General features: G+C 64.9%; 15 protein-coding genes. 9 read left to right on the forward strand and 6 right to left on the reverse strand.

All coding sequences use genetic code 11. The features are described 5' to 3' along the window. Nucleotides 1-855: a heme o synthase gene (cyoE, locus tag AC26AR_RS02205; protein ID WP_084209346.1), complete on the forward strand. Its 855-nt coding sequence runs from the start codon at nucleotides 1-3 to the stop codon at nucleotides 853-855. 153 nt (nucleotides 856-1,008) lie between these two features. Here the strand turns inward: cyoE and AC26AR_RS02210 are convergent, their stop codons facing one another. Beyond that, nucleotides 1,009-2,292 (reverse strand): aromatic ring-hydroxylating oxygenase subunit alpha, encoded by a 1,284-nt coding sequence (locus tag AC26AR_RS02210; RefSeq protein ID WP_488107479.1) that lies wholly within the window; start codon nucleotides 2,290-2,292, stop codon nucleotides 1,009-1,011. 724 nt (nucleotides 2,293-3,016) lie between these two features. Between AC26AR_RS02210 and AC26AR_RS02215 the strand changes: the two genes are divergently transcribed. Both AC26AR_RS02215 and nhaC read left to right on the forward strand, forming a co-directional pair. After that, a complete protein-coding gene (locus AC26AR_RS02215) occupies nucleotides 3,017-4,126 on the forward strand; it encodes an FAD-binding oxidoreductase (protein ID WP_077379384.1) in 1,110 nt (369 codons plus the stop codon). A 199-nt stretch (nucleotides 4,127-4,325) separates the two neighbouring features. Further along, nucleotides 4,326-5,855 (forward strand): Na+/H+ antiporter NhaC, encoded by a 1,530-nt coding sequence (gene nhaC, locus AC26AR_RS02220; RefSeq protein ID WP_244994954.1) that lies wholly within the window; start codon nucleotides 4,326-4,328, stop codon nucleotides 5,853-5,855. A gap of 544 nt (nucleotides 5,856-6,399) precedes the next feature. Here the strand turns inward: nhaC and AC26AR_RS02225 are convergent. After that, complete coding sequence (locus AC26AR_RS02225) at nucleotides 6,400-7,293, reverse strand: AEC family transporter (protein ID WP_084209344.1); 894 nt, start codon at nucleotides 7,291-7,293, stop codon at nucleotides 6,400-6,402. A gap of 280 nt (nucleotides 7,294-7,573) precedes the next feature. On the opposite strand from AC26AR_RS02225, the gene glyA reads away from it, so the two are divergent. The 6 genes from glyA (at nucleotide 7,574) to purU (ending at nucleotide 15,523) form a co-directional block, all read left to right on the forward strand. Further along, nucleotides 7,574-8,884 carry a serine hydroxymethyltransferase gene (glyA, locus tag AC26AR_RS02230; protein WP_077379135.1) on the forward strand — a complete coding sequence of 437 codons (1,311 nt, stop codon included), beginning with the start codon at nucleotides 7,574-7,576 and terminating at the stop codon, nucleotides 8,882-8,884. Between the two features lie 141 nt (nucleotides 8,885-9,025). Beyond that, the gene (locus AC26AR_RS02235) at nucleotides 9,026-10,276 is read left to right on the forward strand and encodes a sarcosine oxidase subunit beta family protein (protein ID WP_077379137.1); all 1,251 of its coding nucleotides are present in this window, start codon (nucleotides 9,026-9,028) and stop codon (nucleotides 10,274-10,276) included. A gap of 25 nt (nucleotides 10,277-10,301) precedes the next feature. After that, nucleotides 10,302-10,628: a sarcosine oxidase subunit delta gene (locus tag AC26AR_RS02240; protein WP_488107480.1), complete on the forward strand. Its 327-nt coding sequence runs from the start codon at nucleotides 10,302-10,304 to the stop codon at nucleotides 10,626-10,628. Further along, nucleotides 10,625-13,732 (forward strand): sarcosine oxidase subunit alpha family protein, encoded by a 3,108-nt coding sequence (locus tag AC26AR_RS02245; RefSeq protein WP_488107481.1) that lies wholly within the window; start codon nucleotides 10,625-10,627, stop codon nucleotides 13,730-13,732. The genes AC26AR_RS02240 and AC26AR_RS02245 overlap by 4 nt, the downstream gene beginning before the upstream one ends. Then, the gene (locus AC26AR_RS02250; RefSeq protein WP_488107482.1) at nucleotides 13,725-14,426 is read left to right on the forward strand and encodes a sarcosine oxidase subunit gamma; all 702 of its coding nucleotides are present in this window, start codon (nucleotides 13,725-13,727) and stop codon (nucleotides 14,424-14,426) included. The genes AC26AR_RS02245 and AC26AR_RS02250 overlap by 8 nt, the downstream gene beginning before the upstream one ends. Nucleotides 14,427-14,647: 221 nt before the next feature. Further along, nucleotides 14,648-15,523 carry a formyltetrahydrofolate deformylase gene (purU, locus tag AC26AR_RS02255; protein ID WP_136939031.1) on the forward strand — a complete coding sequence of 292 codons (876 nt, stop codon included), beginning with the start codon at nucleotides 14,648-14,650 and terminating at the stop codon, nucleotides 15,521-15,523. A gap of 115 nt (nucleotides 15,524-15,638) precedes the next feature. Here the strand turns inward: purU and fhuB are convergent, their stop codons facing one another. The 4 genes from fhuB to AC26AR_RS02275 are packed head-to-tail and all read right to left on the reverse strand — an operon-like array spanning nucleotide 15,639 to nucleotide 20,154. After that, the gene (fhuB, locus tag AC26AR_RS02260) at nucleotides 15,639-17,741 is read right to left on the reverse strand and encodes a Fe(3+)-hydroxamate ABC transporter permease FhuB (protein ID WP_488107483.1); all 2,103 of its coding nucleotides are present in this window, start codon (nucleotides 17,739-17,741) and stop codon (nucleotides 15,639-15,641) included. Between the two features lie 7 nt (nucleotides 17,742-17,748). Beyond that, on the reverse strand, nucleotides 17,749-18,774 hold the full coding sequence (locus AC26AR_RS02265; RefSeq protein WP_488107484.1) for an ABC transporter substrate-binding protein: 1,026 nt from the start codon (nucleotides 18,772-18,774) through the stop codon (nucleotides 17,749-17,751). Beyond that, the gene (locus AC26AR_RS02270) at nucleotides 18,771-19,538 is read right to left on the reverse strand and encodes an ABC transporter ATP-binding protein (RefSeq protein WP_488107485.1); all 768 of its coding nucleotides are present in this window, start codon (nucleotides 19,536-19,538) and stop codon (nucleotides 18,771-18,773) included. Before AC26AR_RS02270 ends, AC26AR_RS02265 begins: the two co-directional genes overlap by 4 nt. Before the next feature lie 46 nt (nucleotides 19,539-19,584). Continuing rightward, nucleotides 19,585-20,154 carry an RNA polymerase sigma factor gene (locus tag AC26AR_RS02275; RefSeq protein ID WP_488107486.1) on the reverse strand — a complete coding sequence of 190 codons (570 nt, stop codon included), beginning with the start codon at nucleotides 20,152-20,154 and terminating at the stop codon, nucleotides 19,585-19,587. Between the last annotated feature and the right edge of the window lie 198 nt (nucleotides 20,155-20,352).

Raw genomic sequence — 20,352 nt, forward strand, 5'->3', positions numbered from 1 at the left:
ATGATCAAGGACTACCTGCGTACCACCAAGCCGGGCATTATCTTCGGCAACCTGATCACCGTCAGCGGCGGCTTCTTTCTCGCTTCCGGTGGTGAGGTGGATTGGGCGCTGTTCATCGCCACCCTGGTCGGGGTGGCGTTGATCGTGGCCTCAGGCTGTGTGTTCAACAACTGCATCGATCGCGACATCGATCGTCACATGGCGCGTACCCAGGGCCGTGCTCTGGTGCAGGGCGACATCTCGCTGACGGGGGCCTTCGTCTTCGGCAGCGTGCTGGGCCTTGCGGGCTTCTGGCTTCTGGCCGCGATGACCAATCTCATGGCGATGATCGCCGTGGGTCTGGGCTTCGTGATCTACGTCGGGGCCTACAGCATGTGGCTCAAGCGTGGCTCGGTGTATGGCACCCTCATCGGTTCACTGTCCGGCGCCGCGCCGCCAGTGGTCGGTTACCTGGCTGTCACCGGCCAGGCGGACATGGGGGCGCTGCTGCTGTTGATCATCTTCAGCATGTGGCAGATGCCGCATTCCTATGCGATTGCCATGTTCCGTGTCGATGACTATCGGGCCGCCAATATTCCGGTACTCCCGGTAGCGCGAGGCATGGAGCATGCCAAGCGTGTAGTGACGGGGTACATTGCCGGCTTCATCCCGGTGTCGCTGTTGCTGACACTGTGGGGATATACCGGCATCTGGTATCTGGTAGTCGCGACCGTCACGGGTGGCTGGTGGCTGTATCTGGCCGCCTGGCGCCTCAAGGATCAGCCTGATGCCTCCTGGGCACGCAAGCTGTTCGGCTTCTCCATCATCATCGTCATGGCGCTCAGCCTGATGATGAGTCTGGACACGCAGCTGTAATCCAGCCGTAGTATCTCTCGGGTGACCGCCTTTGGCGTGTTGCCCGGGTGAAAGCCAAAAAAACCCGCCACCGGCTTGCCGGTGGCGGGTTTTTTCTTGCCTGTCCTTTGGAGTCCAGGTTTCGAGGACTCAAGGAATCCAGGACTCAAGCCCTCAGGCCAGCTGCAGATGCGGCTCCTGCTGTTCCTTGAGCGCTTCCTGCATGCGCTCGGCATACCAGTCGACGAAGTCGACGACGCCGAACTCGAAGGTCGCCGAGTAGGGGCCGGGCTGATAGGCGCTGGAGTTGACGCCGCGCTGGTTCTCTTCCACCAGCTGACGGTCCTGATCATTGGTGGCGTCCCACACCTTGCGCAGCTTCGCCAGGTCGTAGTCGACACCTTCCACCGCGTCCTTGTGCACCAGCCACTTGGTGGTCACGCGGGTCTTGAGGGGGCCGATCGGGTCGACCTGGAAGACCACGGCGTGATCGCCCATGAAGTGGTTCCAGGAGTTGGGCAGGTTGAGGATGCGCAGCGAGCCCATGTCGGGGCTCTGCAGGCGACCCAGCAGCTTCTTGCACGCCGGCGTGCCGTCCGTGGTCATCGAGACGGTGCCTTCCAGCAGCGGCGTGCGCGTCATGCGATTGCGGCGACCGAAGCGCACCAGCTGATAGGGCACCTTCTCGGCATCCCAGTCGGCCTGCTTCTTGGCGACCAGCGCCTTGTAGGCTTCGGTGGCTCGCGGGTCGTCGGTGTCATCGAATTCCTGCAGGGTGTTGAGCAGCTCCGGGTGGGAGCCGTCGCAGTGATAGCACTCGCGATTGTTCTCGATCACCAGCTTCCAGTTGCCTTCCTCGATGATGGAGGAGCTGGCCGCGACCTTGACGTTCTCCATGTCGTAGGGCTTGAGGTAGAACTCCAGTGTCTTGAAGAACGGCTCACAGTTCTCGGGCTGCTCGGCGAGGTTGATGAACAGCATGCCGCCGGCTGAACGTACGTGGACGGGGTGCAGGCCGTAGTCACTGGTATCGAAGGTGGTGCCCATGTCGGAACCGGCGAACAGCAGACGGCCATCCAGTTCATAGGTCCACTTGTGATAGCCGCACACCAGCTTGGCGACCTTGCCGCGCTCGGTGCTGCACAGGCGAGACCCGCGATGGCGACAGACGTTATGGAAGGCATGGATGGCCCCGTTGTCACCGCGCACGATGATGATCGGGCTGTTGCCCACGTCCATGGTCATGAAGTTGCCCTTGAGCGGGATCTCGCTGCCGAGACCGGCAAACAGCCACTCGCGCTCGAAGATCTCCTTCATGTCGAGATCGAACAGGCGCTGATCATTGTAGAAGGGCTGGGGCAGGGTATAGCCGGAACTGCGGGCCTGTAGAAGCCGCGCGGCGGCCTCGCGTACCGCCTGACGCTGCTGGTCCTGAGCGTGTTCCAATAGATCGCTCATCGCGATGTCCTCGCACGGTCGGTAGGCGCCGGGAGCAGGGTCGCCTTGGGTTGAGTGAGTGTGCTGATCATTGTTGTTGTGAAGCCGGGACAGAGGAAACGAGTGAACAGACCATTGCCGGGCAGCACCGCGGCAGACATCAGCGCACCTGTGAGTCAGCGCACCTATGAGTCAGCGCACCTATGAGTCAGCGCACCTATGAGTGAGTGCCGATGCATCGCGCGGTGCGTCGTCCCGTCCTGGTCGGTTCGGGTGTCGAGGGCGGCGCAGGTAGAGGGGCCGCTCGCTCAACAGGATAGTCAGCGTGGAAGTTCAGGCAGCCCGCATGATATCCGAGTGGCTTTGCCACGCATGGATCGCAGTGTGGCTGAGGTCAAGTCGCGACTTGTGTCTGATGGCGACGCTCAATGATGTATTTCCGACGCCGGTCGTCTGCGCAGGGCCTTCGAGACACAGGCAGGCGCAGCGGTGAGGCGGGGGCAGGGCACTGCGGGGTCGTGATTGGAGGGATCGGGCATGTTTCTGTCGTGCACGGATAAATGCTTGCCGGACGCTGACTCGACAATCCAGAGCATGTCCCACCGTTGGTCGCGCACGCAGCGCAGGGTGGCCTGACACTGTCTCTTCAAGAACTGACACTGTCTCTTCAAGAACTGACACTGCCCCTTCAAGAACATGTCTCCAAGAATATGTCTCCAAGAACAACATGCCCAGCGAGGCCTTCATGAGCACCACACTCAGCAACTTCAATCCGGTTACGACGCAGACCTGGACCAACGGTCGACATAGCGTGCGCTGCGTGAAGGTCATTCAGGAAACCTGGGATGTGCGCACCTTCTGTTTCATGGCCGAACAGCCGGTGATGTTCTTCTTCAAGCCGGGGCAGTTCGTGACCCTGGAGCTGGAGATCGATGCGCAGCAGATCATGCGCTCCTACACCATCTCCAGCTCGCCGTCGGTGCCCTACAGCTTCTCGATCACCGTCAAGCGCGTGCCGGGCGGACTGGTCTCCAACTGGCTGCATGACAATCTGAACGAAGGTGACGAGCTGGCCGTGCACGGCCCGGTGGGCAACTTCAACTGCATCGACTATCCGGCGGAACGCATCCTGATGCTGTCAGGCGGGGTTGGCATCACGCCGCTGATGTCGATGGCCCGCTGGTACTTCGACACCAATGCCAACGTGGACATCGCCTTCTTGCACAGCGCCCGCAGCCCGCGCGACATCATCTTCTGGCGTCAGCTCGAGTTCATGGATTCGCGGGTGCCGGAATTCAACATGCACATCATCTGCGAGCGCTTCGAGACCGGTCAGACCTGGTCGGGCTATCGCGGCTATCTGACCGACGCGATGCTCGAGATGATCGCGCCGGACTTCATGGAGCGCGAGATCTTCTGCTGCGGCCCGACCCCCTACATGAATGCGATCAAGCATCTGCTTCGCAGCCATGGCTTCGACATGAGTCGCTACCACGAGGAGTCCTTCGGGGCCACGCCGGTGGAGGTCGAGGAGGAGGCCATCGAGCAGGCCGAGCAGGCGGAAGTGCTGGCCGATGAGCTGGACCGCGCCGACCTGACGCGCGTCGAGTTCGCCACGACCGGCAAGTCGGTGCAGATCGCCCCGGGCGAGACCGTCCACGCCGCCGCCGCCAAGCTCGGCCTGCATATTCCGAAGGCCTGCGGCATGGGCATCTGCGGCACCTGCCGCGTGCAGAAGGTCTCCGGGGAGGTCGCGATGGAGCACAACGGCGGCATCACCGATGAAGACGTCGCGGATGGCTTCATCCTGTCCTGCTGCAGCGTGCCCAATGGGGATGTGGTGATCGATTACTGATCTCGCCCTCTCTCGCCGGCAAGATGACATTGGCGACAGGTTTGAGGAGAGGTGAATGAATCTCGTGCAAGTGATTGGCAGAAAGTCGTAGACGATGTCGCATTCAGGGAGGTAGATGCCGCTGTCAGCCATCTGGAGCGGCGTCAGTCGATTAGCGTGGGGGTACAACAAGTACAACTGGCTAATGGAGCAATACCTCATGACTCGTGATGTTGATGCACCGCAACGCCCCTCTCTGCCCATGGCCAGCCTGCCGATTCTGGCAACCCTGGCCGTGCTGGCCCTGCAACTCTTCGTCTTTGGCGAATTCACTCCTCACGTGCCGCTGATCTGTGGTGTCGCCATGACGGCGCTGGTCGGTTGGAAGCTGGGGCACGGCTGGTCGGCGATGGAAGAGGGCATGATGCGCATCGTACGTGTCGGCCTGCCCTCCATCGCCATCCTCATTCTTGTCGGCATGACGGTCGGGGTGTGGATCGCCTCGGGCAGCGTGCCGATGATCATCTATTACGGGCTCAAGCTGATCTCGCCGGAATACTTCCTCGCGACGGCGATGCTGCTGTGCTCGGTGGTCTCGGTCACGCTCGGCACCAGCTGGGGCACCGTGGGCACCGTGGGGCTGGCCTTGATGGGCATCGGCGCCGGTTTCGGCATCCCACCGTGGTGGACGGCCGGTGCCGTGGTCTCCGGGGCCTTCTTCGGCGACAAGGTCTCTCCCCTGTCGGACACCACCAACCTCGCTCCCGCCGTCACCGGGGTGAATCTGTTCGCCCACATCCGCAACATGATGCCCACCACCATCCCCTCGATGCTGATCGCCCTGGTGATCTACCTGGTCGCCGGCAACCTGCTCGCCGCCGGGCAGACACTGGATCTCGAGCGTATCACCGCGATTACCCAGGGCCTGGACGGGGCCTTCGAATTCAATCTGTGGGTGCTGGTGCCGCCGCTGCTGGTGATGACACTGGCCATCGCCCGCATGCCGGCGTTGCCGGCGCTGTTCGTCGGGGTGCTGGCCGGGGCGGTAGTGGCCTATGGTGTCCAGGGCGAGGCCATCAAGGCGCTGTTCGGTTACATGCAGAGCGGCTACACCCTGAATACCGGCGTCAGCGAGATCGACAGCCTGCTCAATCGTGGCGGCCTCATGTCGATGGCCTGGGTCATCCTGCTGGTGATGATCGCACTGGCCTTCGGCGGGATGCTGGAGGTGATCGGCTGTCTCGAAGCGCTGTGCGCCGCCGTGCTGGTCAAGGTGCGCGGCATCTTCGGGCTGCAGGTCGCGGCCAGTTCCACTGCCGCGCTGACCAACGTCATCGCGGGCGACCCCTACCTCTCGATCGCCTTGCCGGGACGCATGTACGCACCGATCTTCCGTGGCGAAGGCTACTCGACCCTCAATCTGTCCCGCTCTCTGGAAGAGGGTGGCACGCTGGTCTCGCCGCTGGTGCCCTGGAATGCCAGTGGCGCCGTGGTCATCAGTTCGCTGGGGCTGATCACCAGTGGTGGCAGTCTCGAGGGGCTGCTCTACATTCCGCTGGCCTTCGCCTGCTGGCTATCGCCGCTGATCGGGCTGCTTTACACCCTGGCGGGACGCTTCATCGTTCGCGCCGATGATGCCGAGCGCGCCGAATGGGCGGACAAGGGCCATGCCGTGGTCTCCCTGGCGCAACTGCGGGACACGACACGGCAGACCGCACAGGCGGGACGACCGCTGCAGGCGCACGGTTGAGCGCCTCAAGCATGAGAGTTCTACGACTTCATGCTCAGGTTCATGAGCAAGTCGACTCGCGCAGGATGACGGCACAAACCATCTGGAGGAAATGCCGGCCTCGAGACTACGCTTCAGGTGTTGCCGACAGGAAGCCTGCTGGCTGTCAGGAAGGTCGTTGCGGGGTGCCCGCAAGCGCGATCCCCGTATCGTGCACCAGAGACCGACACTTCCTCTGCCAGCTTCCAGCTGCAGATCGAGAGCGGAAGACATCCTGAACGATGCGTGATGGCCACTCCCGTCACGGGAAAATCGGAAGAAAGGGCAATGTCTCATCAAGGGAACGGTTCACTGCCCCCAGGCTGAGAGGCAGTGACGGACGACTAGAACAGCCGGCAGAACAGGAAAGTTTCGCACTGCGGGAGCACGACGCATGCCTGGGCATGTGGAGATGGGCTCCCGCGGTGCGGCTACTTTCTGCAGGAAGATACCCACGACCACGCATGCCTCGGCCTGCGTGGTTTTTTCATGCGCCGAGCAAGCGCCGGGGCATGCCCGGCAGGCATCACTGCCCCATCTCGGCCCCCAGCACGGCGAGCAGCGCCGGCAGGTAGAGGAAGGCCGCCAGGGTCGAGCAGAAGACCAGCGTGGCCACGTATTCCGGCTCGCGGCCTGCCTTCTGGGCAAACATGTAGTTGTAGACCGCCACCGGCATGGCCATCTGCATCACCAGCACGTGCAACGCCAGCGGCGGCAGCTCCAGCAGCGTGCCGATTCCCCAGGCGCAGGCGGCGGCGAAAGGGATGCGCAGGGCGCTGAAGCCCACGCCTGCCGCCAGATTCCTGACGCGGATACTGGCCAGCGAGACGCCAAGGGTGATCAGCATAAGCGGCACGGTGAAGCCGGAGATCAGCTCCAGGCTGTTGGCCACGAAGCGCGGCATGTGGATGTCACTGAGCAGCAGGGTGGTGGCGAGGATACTGGCCCAGATGGTCGGGGATCGCACGACGCTGCGCAGCGGGTTGCCGCTGGTGCTGGCAAGCCAGGCACCGAGCGTGAACTGCAGAAGCGACATGGTGACCATGATGGTGATGGCGTAGGCGAAGCCGGCCTGGCCGAAGGCATACAGGGACACGGGCAGGCCCATGTTGCCGACGTTGGAGAACAGCAGCGGGGCTACCGCGACCTTCCACGGCTTGCCGATCAGGCGAGAGAACGGCCAGCTCAGGGCCAGCAGCAGCGCCATTACCGTGAGGGTCGCCAGGCCCGTGCGCAGGAAGCTGGAATTGTCGATCTCGGCACTGCCCAGCGCGTTGAGAATCAGTGCCGGTGTGCCGATGTAGAGCACCAGCCGGGTGACGAAGGCCATGGGGTATTCATTGCCCAGGCGCACCCAGAAGAAGCCGATGGCGGCGCCACACAGCACCGGAGCCATCACCGCCAGCAGTTCCATCAACATGCCACCTTCCTCCTTGTCTTCCCGTTTCGCCCTGAGCGCGACAGCCCTTGCTGTCTGCGTATCTTCGCATATGCCTGTCGCTAGCATACCTGCCTTGTGGCGCCAGCCCGAGTCGCAACTGCGCAGGCATGTCGCATTCGCACTGCACGGTGACGCTGACAAGCAGCCTGCCCGTCAGGGGCGGGGCTAGTATCGGAGCACATCTGCAAGGTTTGACCTGCCGGGTCCTCATGACCCCTCTGCATTTCCAACGACAACATCCGATAACCGGAGGCGCGCAATGTCTCAGCAACATGGCTACACCCGTGATGACCGACTGGCCAGACTCGATCCCGCTCTGGCCGAGGCCATCCTCGAAGAGACAGCGCGTCAGGAAGCGCATATCGAGCTGATCGCTTCCGAGAACTATGCAAGCCCGCTGGTGATGGAAGCCCAGGGCAGCCAGCTGACCAACAAGTACGCCGAAGGGTATCCGGGCAAGCGCTACTACGGTGGCTGCGAATTCGTCGACAAGGTCGAGACACTGGCCATCGAACGTGCCTGTGCGCTGTTCGGCTGTGACTACGCCAACGTGCAGCCGCACTCCGGTGCCCAGGCCAATGCCGCCGTGTTCATGGCGCTGGTCTCGCCGGGCGACACCATTCTCGGCATGAGCCTGGCGCATGGTGGTCACCTGACCCACGGCGCGGCGCCCAACTTCTCCGGCAAGCATTACAACGCCATCCAGTACGGCCTGACCGAAAGCGGCGAGCTGGACTATGAAGAGATGGAGCGTCTGGCGCGCGAGCACAAGCCGAAGATGATCATCGCCGGCTTCTCCGCCTACTCCCGCGTGGTCAACTGGCGTCGTTTCCGCGACATCGCCGACGAGATCGGTGCCTGGCTGATGGTCGACATGGCCCACGTGGCCGGTCTGGTCGCGGCGGGCCACTACCCGAGCCCGATCCCCCACGCCCATGTCGTCACCACCACCACGCACAAGACCCTGCGCGGCCCGCGTGGCGGCCTGATTCTCTCCGCTACCGGCGACGAGGCACTGTACAAGAAGCTCAATGGTGCCGTCTTCCCGGGCCAGCAGGGTGGCCCGCTGATGCACGTCATCGCTGCCAAGGCCGCGGCCTTCAAGGAGGCGATGAGCCAGGACTTCGTCAGCTATCAGGCGCGCGTGATCGCCAATGCTCGCGTGATGGCTCACGTCTTCATGGAACGCGGCTATGACGTCGTCTCCGGTGGCACCGATGACCACCTGTTCCTCGTCTCGCTGATCCGTCAGGGCGTGACCGGCAAGGACGCGGATGCCTCTCTGGGCCGCGCCCACATCACCGTCAACAAGAACAGCGTACCCAATGATCCGCAGAGTCCCTTCGTGACCTCCGGCCTGCGCATCGGCACACCGGCCGCCACCACGCGCGGCTTCGGCGAGGCGGAATGCGAGGCGCTGGCCGGCTGGATCTGCGACCTGCTCGACGCGCTGTCCAGCGGCGAGAGCGACAAGGTCGAGGCTGAAGTGCGCGGCAAGGTCGAGGAAGTCTGTGCACGCTTCCCGGTCTACGCCTCCGCCAGCATCACTGATACCGCCGAGATTGCCTGAACAGGGCGCTGGCGAGAGACAACGATAACCACGACACATGCCGCAAGCGCAGAGACATCACTCGGGTGACAACAACAGACATCACTCGGGCGAGAGCACCGGACAGCGCTTGCGGTGGCAAAGATGTGAGGAGGGTGGCAAATGCAGCGTTACTCGGGATTCGGGCTGGTCAAGCATGCGCTCAGCCACCATGAGAACTGGCAGAAGGTCTGGCGTAGCCCAGAACCCAAGAAGGAATACGACGTCATCATCGTCGGTGGCGGCGGGCATGGACTGGCCACGGCCTACTACCTGGCCAAGGAACACGGCATCACCAATGTCGCGGTGATCGAGAAGGGCTGGCTGGGCGGCGGCAATACCGCGCGCAACACCACCCTGGTGCGCTCCAACTATCTGTGGGACGAGGCGGCGGCGCTCTACGAGCACTCCATGAAGCTGTGGGAAGGCCTGTCCCAGGACCTGAACTACAACGTGATGTTCTCCCAGCGTGGCGTGCTCAACCTGGGCCACACCCTGCAGGACATGCGTGACATCCAGCGCCGCGTGAACGCCAACCGTCTGCAGGGCATCGACGGTGAGGTGCTGGACACCCAGCAGGTGCAGGAACTGGTACCGGCGATGGACTGCTCCAGCCGGGCACGCTATCCGATTCTCGGTGCCTCCTGGCAGCCGCGCGGTGGCGTGGCGCGTCACGACGCCGTGGCCTGGGGCTTCGCGCGCGGTGCCGACAGCCTTGGCGTCGACCTGATCCAGCAGACCGAGGTCACCGGGTTCCGCAAGCAGGATGGCGCCATCGTTGGGGTGGAAACCTCGCGCGGCTTCATCGGTGCCAAGCGTGTCGGCGTGGTTACCGCCGGCAACTCCGGGGTGATGGCCGAGAAGGCCGGCTTCCGTCTGCCGCTGGAATCCCACCCGCTGCAGGCGCTGGTCTCCGAGCCGCTCAAGCCGATTCTCGACACCGTGGTGATGTCCAACCACGTCCACGGCTATGTCAGCCAGTCGGACAAGGGCGACCTGGTCATCGGGGCCGGCATCGACGGCTACGTGGGCTACGGCCAGCGTGGCAGCTACCCGACCATCGAGCACACCCTGCAGGCCATCGTCGAGATGTTCCCGATCTTCTCGCGGGTGCGCATGAACCGTCAGTGGGGCGGCATCGTCGACACCTGTCCGGACGCCTGCCCGATCATTTCCAAGACGCCCGTGAAGGGGCTCTATTTCAACTGCGGTTGGGGCACCGGTGGCTTCAAGGCCACGCCCGGTTCCGGCAACGTCTTTGCCTGGACACTGGCCAAGGGTCGCACCCATCCGCTGGCAGAACCCTTCTCCTATGACCGTTTCAACACGGGCAAGCTGATCGACGAACATGGCGCCGCCGGCGTCGCGCACTGAACCTGCCGTCAGGAGACGACCGACCATGATGCATATCTTCTGTCCCTACTGCGGCGAGCTGCGCGAGGAAGAGGAATTCCACGTCAAGGGCCAGGCGCATATCGAGCGCCCGAAGGACCCCGAAGCCTGCTCCGATGCCGAGTGGGGGGATTATCTGTTCTTCCGCAACAACCCGCGTGGCGTCCATCACGAGCTGTGGATTCACGCCGTGGGCTGTCGCAAGTATTTCAACATCACCCGCCACACCGTGACCTACGAGATTCTCGAGACCTATCGCATGGGCGAGCAGCCCACCATCACCGGTGAGGCGAAAGCCGATCCGACCACGCAAGCCAAGGGGGTGAGCGCATGAGCCAGCAAGACCACCAGACCGCCGCTGCCCCGCGCCGTCTCGCCTCGGGTGGACGCATCGACCGCGCCACGCCGTTGACCTTCACCTTCAATGGAAAGCGTTATCAGGGCCTGGCAGGCGATACCCTCGCCTCGGCGCTGATGGCCAACGGCCTCGATGTGCTCAACGCCAGCTTCAAGTATGCGCGTCCGCGGGGCCTGGTCGCCGCCGGTGCCGAAGAGCCCAACGCCATCCTGCAGCTGGGCAGCACCGAAGCGGGCCAGGTGCCCAACGTGCGTGCCACCCAGCAGGCGCTTTACGACGGCCTGGAAGCCCACGCCGTCAGCGGCTGGGTCAAGGCCCAGAAGGACCTGATGAGCCGTTTCCTGCCGCAGGTCGGCAAGCTGGGCGGCAAGTTCATGCCGCCGGGCTTCTACTACAAGACCTTCATGGCGCCGGCCTCGCTGTGGATGACGTATGAAAAGTACATCCGCAAGGCCGCCGGTCTCGGGCGTTCTCCGCTCGAGGACGACCCGGACATCTATGATCACCTGCATCAGCACACCGATGTGCTGGTGATCGGCTCCGGCCCGGCGGGCCTGATGGCGGCGCTGGTCGCGGCCCGCAGTGGCGCGCGTGTCATCCTGTGTGACGAGCAGGAAGAGCTGGGTGGCTCACTGCTCTCCATGTCGGCGGACTGTCTCGATCAGACCCTGGACGGCAAGCCCGCCATCGAATGGCGTGACGCCGTGCTGGCGGAGCTTGCGGCCTGTGAGGATGTGCAGTTGCTGCCGCGCACCACCGCCAACGGCTATCACGATCACAACTTCGTGACGCTGCACGAGCGCCGCACCGAGCATCAGGCCGATCTCGCACCGCGCAATGCCCGTGGCGCCCAGCAGGCACGTTCACGCCTGCATCGTGTGCGCGCCCACCGCGTCATCATGGCCACCGGCGCTCACGAGCGGCCACTGGTCTACAGCCACAACGATGTGCCGGGCAACCTGCTGGCCGGTGCCGTCACTACCTATCTGACCCGTTACGGCGTCGCCGCCGGCAACAGGCTGGTACTGTCGGTCAACAACGACCATGCCTATCGCGCGGCGCTGGCATGGAAGGCGGCCGGCCGTGAGGTGGTCGCGATCGCCGATGCGCGTCCGGCCCCTGCCGGCGTGATGGTCGAGGCGGCGCGTGCCGCGGGTATCCGCATCATCGCCGGCTCCGCCGTGATCGAGGCCAAGGGCGAGCGCCGCGTGACAGGCGCGCGCATCGCGGCCATCGATATCGATGGCTTCGCTGTCACCGGTGAAGTGGAAGAGCTCGCCTGCGACACCATCGCCAGTTCCGGCGGCTACAGCCCGGTGGTTCACCTGGCGGCGCACACCGGCGCGCGTCCGGTATGGAGTGATGAGATCCACGGCTTCCTGCCGGCGCTGGGCGCACCGATGCTCAAGGGCTTCGATGCCTGCGGCGCCGCCAATGGCAGCTTCGCGCTGGAAGATGCGCTGGTCGCGGCCTATGCCAGCGGTGTCGCCGCGGTGGAAGCCTGCGAGTTCGAGATCGCCCAGGCCGAGGTGCCAGCGGTGTCCGAGCTTTCGGAATCCCCGATGCTGCCGCTCTATCAGGTGCCGCATGACAAGCCCACCGCACGCGCGCCCAAGCAGTTCGTCGATCTGCAGAACGACGTCACTGCCGCCGGGATCGAGCTTGCGACCCGCGAAGGCTTCGAGTCCATCGAGCACGTCAAGCGCTACACCGCGATGGGCTTCGGCACCGACCAGGGCAAGCTGGGCAACATCAACGGCATGGCGGTCGCCGCGCGCTGTCTGGGGCAGACCATCCCCGACACCGGCACCACCGTGTTCCGCCCCAACTACACACCGGTGACCTTCGGCGCCATCGTCGGCCGTCACTGCGGCGAGCTGTTCGACCCGATCCGCTACACCGCGATGCACGAATGGCACGTGGCGCAGGGGGCGAAGTTCGAGGATGTCGGCCAGTGGAAGCGCCCCTGGTACTACCCGCAGGGCAGTGAGGACATGCATGCCGCCGTCGAGCGCGAGTGTCTGGCGGTGCGTGAGAAGGTCGGCGTGCTGGATGCCTCGACCCTGGGCAAGATCGACATCACCGGTCGCGATGCGCGCGAATTCCTCAACCGCATCTACACCAACGCCTGGGCCAAGCTGGGCGTCGGCAAGGCGCGCTACGGCCTGATGTGTCACGACGACGGCATGGTGATGGACGACGGTGTCACCACCTGTCTGGCCGAAGACCACTTCCTGATGACCACCACCACCGGTGGCGCGGCCTCGATCCTTGAGTGGCTGGAACTGTGGCACCAGACCGAATGGCCGGAGCTGGACGTGCAGATGACCAGCGTCACCGATCACTGGGCGACCCTGACCGTCACCGGCCCCGAGGCGCGCGCGCTGGTCGGCGAGCTGACCGATATCGACCTCGACCGCGACAGCTTCAAGTTCATGGAAGTGCGTGAAGGGCTGATCGCCGACATTCCCGGGCGCATCTTCCGCATCTCCTTCACCGGCGAGCTGTCCTACGAGCTCAACGTGCCGGCCAACTACGGGCTGCATGTCTGGAAGCGTCTGTTCGAGTGCGGCAAGAAATACGGCCTCACGCCCTACGGCACCGAGACCATGCACGTGCTGCGCGCCGAGAAGGGCTTCATCATCGTCGGTCAGGACACCGATGGCTCGATCACTCCGGAAGACCTCGGCATGCAGTGGTGTGTCGGCTACAACAAGCCGTATTCCTGGATCGGCAAGCGTGCGCTGTCGCGTCCGGATACCCGCCGCGACGACCGCAAGCAGATGGTCGGCCTGATTCCGACGCGCAAGAAGGCCGGCGATGAGCGCATCGTGCTGCCGGAAGGCTCGCAGATCGTCTTCGACCCCGAGCACGCCATCCCGATGCCGATGGTCGGCCACGTGACCTCCAGCTACTACAGCCCGACGCTGGGACATGGCTTCGCGCTGGCGGTGGTCAAGGGCGGTGCCAAGCGCATCGGCGAGACGGTGTTCCTGCCGCAGGCCGATGGCACGACGCTGGAAGCCGAAATCACCTCACCGGTGTTCTACGACAAGAAAGGGGAGCGCCAGCATGTCTGATGCCACCACACTCGACCCGCAAGCGGGTGCCGCCGTCGAGGCGCAGCCGCAGGACATGACAAGTTCTCAGACGTCGGTGATCGACCAGCGCCCGACGCCTGAAGTTCACGCCCAGAGCGCCCGTTCGCCGCTGGCGCATCTGTTCACGGCCCGCGATGACGGCGATGCCGGCGTCGTGCTGCAGGAGAAGGCGTTTCTCGGTCATCTGACGCTGCGCGGTGACCCCGCGCAGCCGGGCTTCGCCGAGAGTGTCGAGGCGGCGCTGGGTCTGGCGCTGCCGTTGACGCCGGCGAGCCTCCACCAGAATGAGGGCGGGCGCTCGATCCAGTGGCTGTCACCGGATGAGTGGCTGATCCTGGTGCCCGGCGAGGAAGCCTTCACTGTCGAGAAGGCGCTGCATGAGCGGCTTTCGGGGCGCTATCAGGTGGTCAACGTCAGTGGTGGCCAGACCGTCATCTCGCTGAGTGGCGCCCAGGCGCGTCAGGTGCTGATGAAGTCGACGCCCACCGATGTGCACCCGCGAGCCTTCCCGGTCGGGCGGGGCGTACCGGCGGTGTTCGCCAAGGCGACGCTGGTGCTGCGCCGCGTCAGCGAGAGCGAATTCGAGCTGGTGGTGCGCAGAAGCTTCGCCGATTACCTCGGCCGCTGGCTGCTGGATGCCAGCGAGGAATTCGGGGTCTGCATCAAGGCCTGAGATCTGCGTCTGGAGAGAGGTCTGCGTCTGGAGAGAGCTCTGTCGCAGGCGCACGCCATGACCTGAATCGGCTGCCAGGGGCCTTGCCCGGGCCAGGAGGCGGGCTTCAGAAATACTGAAGCCCGCCTCAATAATATTGGTTTGTCGCGCAGGGCCCCGGATGCAACCCTGACGTTGCAGCTTCCAACAATGAATAATCCTTACATGACAGGCACCTATGTATGCGTGATACCTGGATTCTGACCGCCCAATGTCCCAGCCGTATCGGCACGGTGGACGTCGTGACACGCTACCTGCGCGAGCAGGGCTGCTATATCACCGAGCTCAATTCCTTCGATGACCGCCTGTCGGGGCGCTTCTTCATCCGGGCCGAATTCCGGCCGCAGACCGAGGCCGGCGAACTCAGCGACAGCTTTGACGCCGCCGGTTTCGAGCAGGGCCTGGGCACGCGTGCCGCCGACTTCGAGATGGACGTCAGCCTGAGTGCGCCGGAGGAGCGCATGAAGGTGGTCATCATGGTCTCGCGCTCGGACCACTGCCTGAACGACCTGCTCTATCGGCATCGCATCGGCCAGCTGCCGATGGACATCACCGCCGTCATCTCCAACCACCCGGACATGGCGCCGCTGGCCGAGTGGCATGGCCTGCCCTATCACCACCTGCCGATCACCGCCGAGACCAAGGCCGAGCAGGAAGCGCAGGTGTGGCAGATCGTGCAGGACACCGGTGCCGAGCTGGTGATTCTGGCGCGCTACATGCAGGTGTTGTCGAGTGACATGTGCGAGAAGCTCTCGGGGCGGGCGATCAACATCCACCACTCGCTGCTGCCGGGCTTCAAGGGCGCGCGCCCCTATCACCAGGCCTACGAGAAGGGCGTCAAGCTGGTCGGTGCCACCGCGCACTACATCAACGATGATCTCGATGAAGGGCCGATCATCACCCAGGGCGTCGAGACGGTGGATCACGCCCACTATCCGGAAGACCTGATCGCCAAGGGCCGTGATATCGAGTGCCTGACCCTGTCGCGTGGCGTGCGTTATCACCTCGAGCGTCGCGTCTTCCTGCATGACAGGCGCACGGTGGTGTTCGGCAACTGAGTGCAGATTGCGAAAAGAGAAACGCTGAAACACGAAGCCCGCGATCAGGAGGTCGCGGGCTTCGTGTCTTCTGGCGTCATGTCTTCTGGCGGTGAGGCCTCTCAACGAGAGCGACTCAGCCCGACTTGCGCAGGCTCCACAGGAAGTAGCTGCCGCCGATCAGCGAGGCCATCAGGCCGGCGGGGATCTCGTAGGGCGAGAGCAGCTGGCGGCCCAGCCAGTCCGCCAGCACCATCAGCAGCGCCCCGCACAGCACCGCGCCGAGCATGTGCTCTCGCGCGCGGCTCAGCCCCAGCAGACGCGCCAGATGCGGGGCCAGCAGGCCGACGAAGGATAGCGGGCCGACGATCAGGGTCGCCAGCGCGGTGAGCACCGCCACCGCGCCCAGCAGCACCAGACGGGCACGGGTCACGCCGATGCCCAGTGCACTGGCGCTCGCCGTGCCCAGCGGCAGGATATCCAGCCAGCGCGCCAGCGGGCGCACCAGCAGCACCGCGACGATCGCCAGCGCGAGCACGCCGACCGCCGCGGAGAGGCCCACGTAGTAGGTGGAGCCGGACAGCCAGGCCAGGATCTGCTGACCGCGCGGGTCCCCATCGGCTAGGATGATGCCGCGCACCGCATCGTAGAGCGCCGTGATCGCCACCCCGCACAGCAGCACGCGTTCGGGAATGAAACCGCTGCGATGATTGAGCGCCACCAGCAGCGCCAGACAGGCCAGTGCCCCGCAGACGCCCGCGCCCAGCAGAGTCAGCTGGCCCGGTTCCGGCACCAGCAGCAGTGTCAGCATCAACGCGATGGCGGTGCCGCCGCTGATGCCGAGAATCTCGGGGCTGGCCATCGGGTTGCTGGTCAAGCGCTGCAACAGCGCCCCGGCGAGGGCCAGCAGCACGCCGGCACCTGCCGCCGCCAGCACGCGTGGCAGACGGAAGTCCAGCACGCTGGTCTGGCCCGCCAGCAACTGTTGGAGCATGTCACCGCCAAGCGTCCAGCCATCGGCGCCATTGCCGACGAGAAGCGCCAGCAGCAGGGCGATGATGACGCCTGCCAGCAGCCAGCCCAGCAGGCGATCGGGGCGGGGATGACGATGTGTCAGTGACATGCCGTGATGACTGGCGGGGCCTGCTCCCTGCGCCATCTTCAGGCGCGGAATCAGCCACAGCAGCAGCGGCGCGCCGAGGGCCGCCGTCATCGCGCCGGTGGGAATCAGGTTGGGCAGCAGGCCATCGAGACTGGCGACCACCAGGTCCGTCACCGCCAGCAGCAGTGCCCCGAACAGCGGTGCCCACAGCAGGCGCTGACTCAGGCGGCGTGCGCCCATCAGACGCACGCAGGCCGGCGCGGCCAGGCCGATGAAGCCGATGATGCCCAGCACGCTGACCACGCAGGCGCTCAGGAATACCGCCAGCCCCAGGCTCATCAGACGCAGCTTGCGCAGCGAGACGCCCAGGCTTCTGGCATTGGCCTCGTCGAGATCCAGCACCGCCAGCGGGCGCATCAGCACCAGTGCCAGCAGCATGCCCGGCAGCAGACGGGTGATCAGCGTGGTCACGCCGTCCCAGCCGTTCTGCGCCAGCGAGCCTGCGCCCCATACCAGGGTGCCGTGCAGGGCTTCCTGATGGAACAGCAACAGCACCATACCCAGCGCGCCGATGTAGAGATTGACCACCAGCCCTGCCAGCACCACCACGGTCGGCGACATGCCACGCGCCCAGGCCAGCGCGAACACCAGCCCCATGGCGGCCAGGCCACCGGCCAGCGCGACCCATTCTCGGCCGAGCTGGAAGCCGTCACCTCCAAGACCCGTGCCGGCCATCAGCGCCGGGGCGAACAGCGTCGCCAGCATCATCGCCAGACTCGCGCCGCTGGCGACCCCGAGGGTGGTGGGCGCGGCCAGTGGATTGCGCAGCACCTGCTGCATCAGCACCCCCGCCATCCCCAGGGCAGCCCCGGCCAGCAGCGCGCAGATCAGCCGTGGCCACCAGCTGACATGGGCCACCAGCTGGGCGGAGAGCAGGGCACTATCCGTCTGGCTGAGACTGGCCGCATTCGTGACATCGGGGGATGACCACAACGCCGTCAGGCCCTGCATCAGGCTCAGGCCGTCACGGTTGAGGGCGAGGCTGCCCAGCACCAGCAGGGCCAGCGTGAGCAGACTGCAGGCTCTGCCGGGAGTGAGCCGAAGGGGACTGGGGGCGGAAGAGGAACGCTCTCTCATGACCTGCTCAGGGGTGGCCATCGGTGATCTCTCCCTCAGGTGCCGGCTCGCCGTCGAGTGCCGTGTCCGTGTGGTCGTTGAACAGATGATCGTCAAGCAGATCCTCGTCAAGCAGATCCTCGTCAAGCAGGTGCCTGGCGAGCAGGTCGGCGAAACGATTGGCCGAGGGCAGGGCGCCGAAGCTCCATACCGGTGGCAGGAACAGTGGCGCCGAGGCAGCGCTGTTCTCGCGCACGCCGGGCATGGCCTGCCACAGACCATTGCGCGCCAGAGCCTCGCGTCCGCCGGGTGGCAGGGGTTCCACCACCACCATGCGGCCCTTGAGGGTCACCAGCTTCTCGAGACTGACGGTGGCGAAGCCCCAGGCATTGGTATCGCCTTGCCAGGCATTGTCGATGCCCATGCGCTCGATCACCGCCTGGAACAGGCTGTTGTCACCGAAGATGCGCACATGGCGGTCATCCATGAACTGCACCATCAGCAGGGGGCGCAGCGCCTGACCCTCGCGAGCGCTCTGCTGGCGCAAGGCAGCAGCGTAGCCGGCCAGTCGGGCCGTGCTCTGGCGAATCAGTTGCTCGGCCTGTGGCTCGCGCTGTGTCAGCTTGCCCAGCTGGCGGGTCGCCGCGACCAGCGTCTGCCAGGTGTCGGCATCCGGGGTATAGATGGCGACACTGGTGACCGGCGCGATGGCCGACAGGCGTGGCGTGAGGCTGGCCAGCATCGGGCTGATCAGGATGTCATCGGGGGCGAGGGCGGCCAGCTGCTCCAGATTCGGTTGGGTGCGCAGGCCGAGATCCCGCGTGCCTTGAGGCAGCGCCGGTTGAGCCACCCAGCTGGCGTAGGTCTCCACCTGGCCCACGCCCATGGCGCGCACCCCGAGTCCGGTCAGGGTCTCGGCCAGGGTCCAGTCCAGCGCCACGACGGGGCGATCGACGAAGCCCGCTGGTGCCTCATGGGCGTCACCCGTCGTGGCGGCGCTGGCGGACCCCGCGACCAGCAGGCTCAGGCCGATCAGTGCCATCAGCCACTTCATACCGGCACCGCGATCTGCTGCTGGCCATGCGCCGGGGTGATCACCTGCATCTCGACGCCATAGATATCCTTGAGCGTGGCGGGATTCATCATCTCGTCGGGCGCGCCTTCGGCCAGCACCTTGCCACTGTGGAGCGCTACCAGACGGTCGCAATATCGCGCCGCCAGATTGATGTCGTGCAGCACGATGATGATGCCCAGTCCCAGGGTGTGGCTGAGATGCGAGACCAGCTCCATCACCTCGATCTGGTGGGCGATATCCAGCGCCGCCAGCGGTTCATCCAGCAGCAGATAGCGGCTGCCCTGGGCCAGCAGCATCGCCAGCCACACGCGCTGACGCTCGCCGCCGGAGAGCGTATCGACCTGCTGGTCGGCGAAGGCCTCGGTGTGGGTCAGTGCGATGGCGCGCTCGATGGCGGCCTCATCCTCGGCGCCGGGACGCCCCAGCAGGCCGTGCCACGGATAGCGCCCGAAGGCGACCAGCTCTCGTCCGGTCAGCGCTTCGGCGGCCGGCAGGTGCTGGGGGAGATAGGCCACGGCGCGGGCGAATTCACGGTTGCCGAATTCCGAGAGCGCACGCGCATCCAGCGACAGTCGGCCGCTGGTGGGCTGTATCTGTCGTGCCAGCAACTTGAGCAGCGTCGACTTGCCGGACCCGTTGTGACCGATCAGGCCATGCACCTTGCCCGGCGCGAAATCCAGCGCGGAGGCTTGCAGCAGACAGCGCTGACCGAGGGTGAAGCGCAGTTGGTCGAGAGTGAACATTGAGGCGTCCGTCAGCCGCATTCGAGGCGGTGCTTGAAGGTGGAAATCATGATGAAGACCCGAGGATGTCGCCAGCGCGCGTCCTGTTGTCGGCCCGCTCACCGCGAAAGCAGCCGGCGGCCGTCAGTCGATCCGCACAATGGCGTTGCGCCTGCTGGACATAGCGGCCTGCCATGCGCTCCGAGACCCCCAGACGCTCGCCGATCTCACGCTTGGTCACGCCTTCCAGTCGATACCAGAGGAGTGACTGACGAAGATGGTGGGGCTGCTCGGCGAGCGCCTGCTGGATCACCTGAAGCTTCTGGCGCCGCGCGAGACAGCGCTCGGGGTCCAGGCGTGTCGCCGAGAGGCGCTCGTCGTCGTCTTCCATTTCCTCGAAGACCGGGGCGCGCGACTGGTGGCGGTGATGATCGATGATCAGATTGCGTGCGATCCGATACAGCCAGGCGCGCGGATTGCGCGGCGGCTCCCCTGTCATCCTGAGGCGCAGATAGACGTCATGGCACATGTCTTCCGCCAGATCATGCGAGGCCAGCTGACGGGTCAGGAATCCGATCAGCTCCTGGTGATAGCGGGCAAACAGTGCGTCCAGCGACGCCAGCTCATCCTCGGCCACCGCGCTGGTGTCCGTCCGGGCGTCAGCCGCCGGGCAGGCAGCCCGTGCCGGCGAATCGCAGGGGGGCCGTTGCGTCTGCAGGTCAGCGCCCTCATCTGAGCGGGCTTCTGTCAGTGCTTGGAATGCGCAGAAGAAAGAGGACATCCACGGCTCGCAATGAGGATTGGCGTGATGGGGCGCTCAATCATATTGGTGTTG

It is taken from the genome of Cobetia sp. PS-4MA, assembly GCF_057670765.1.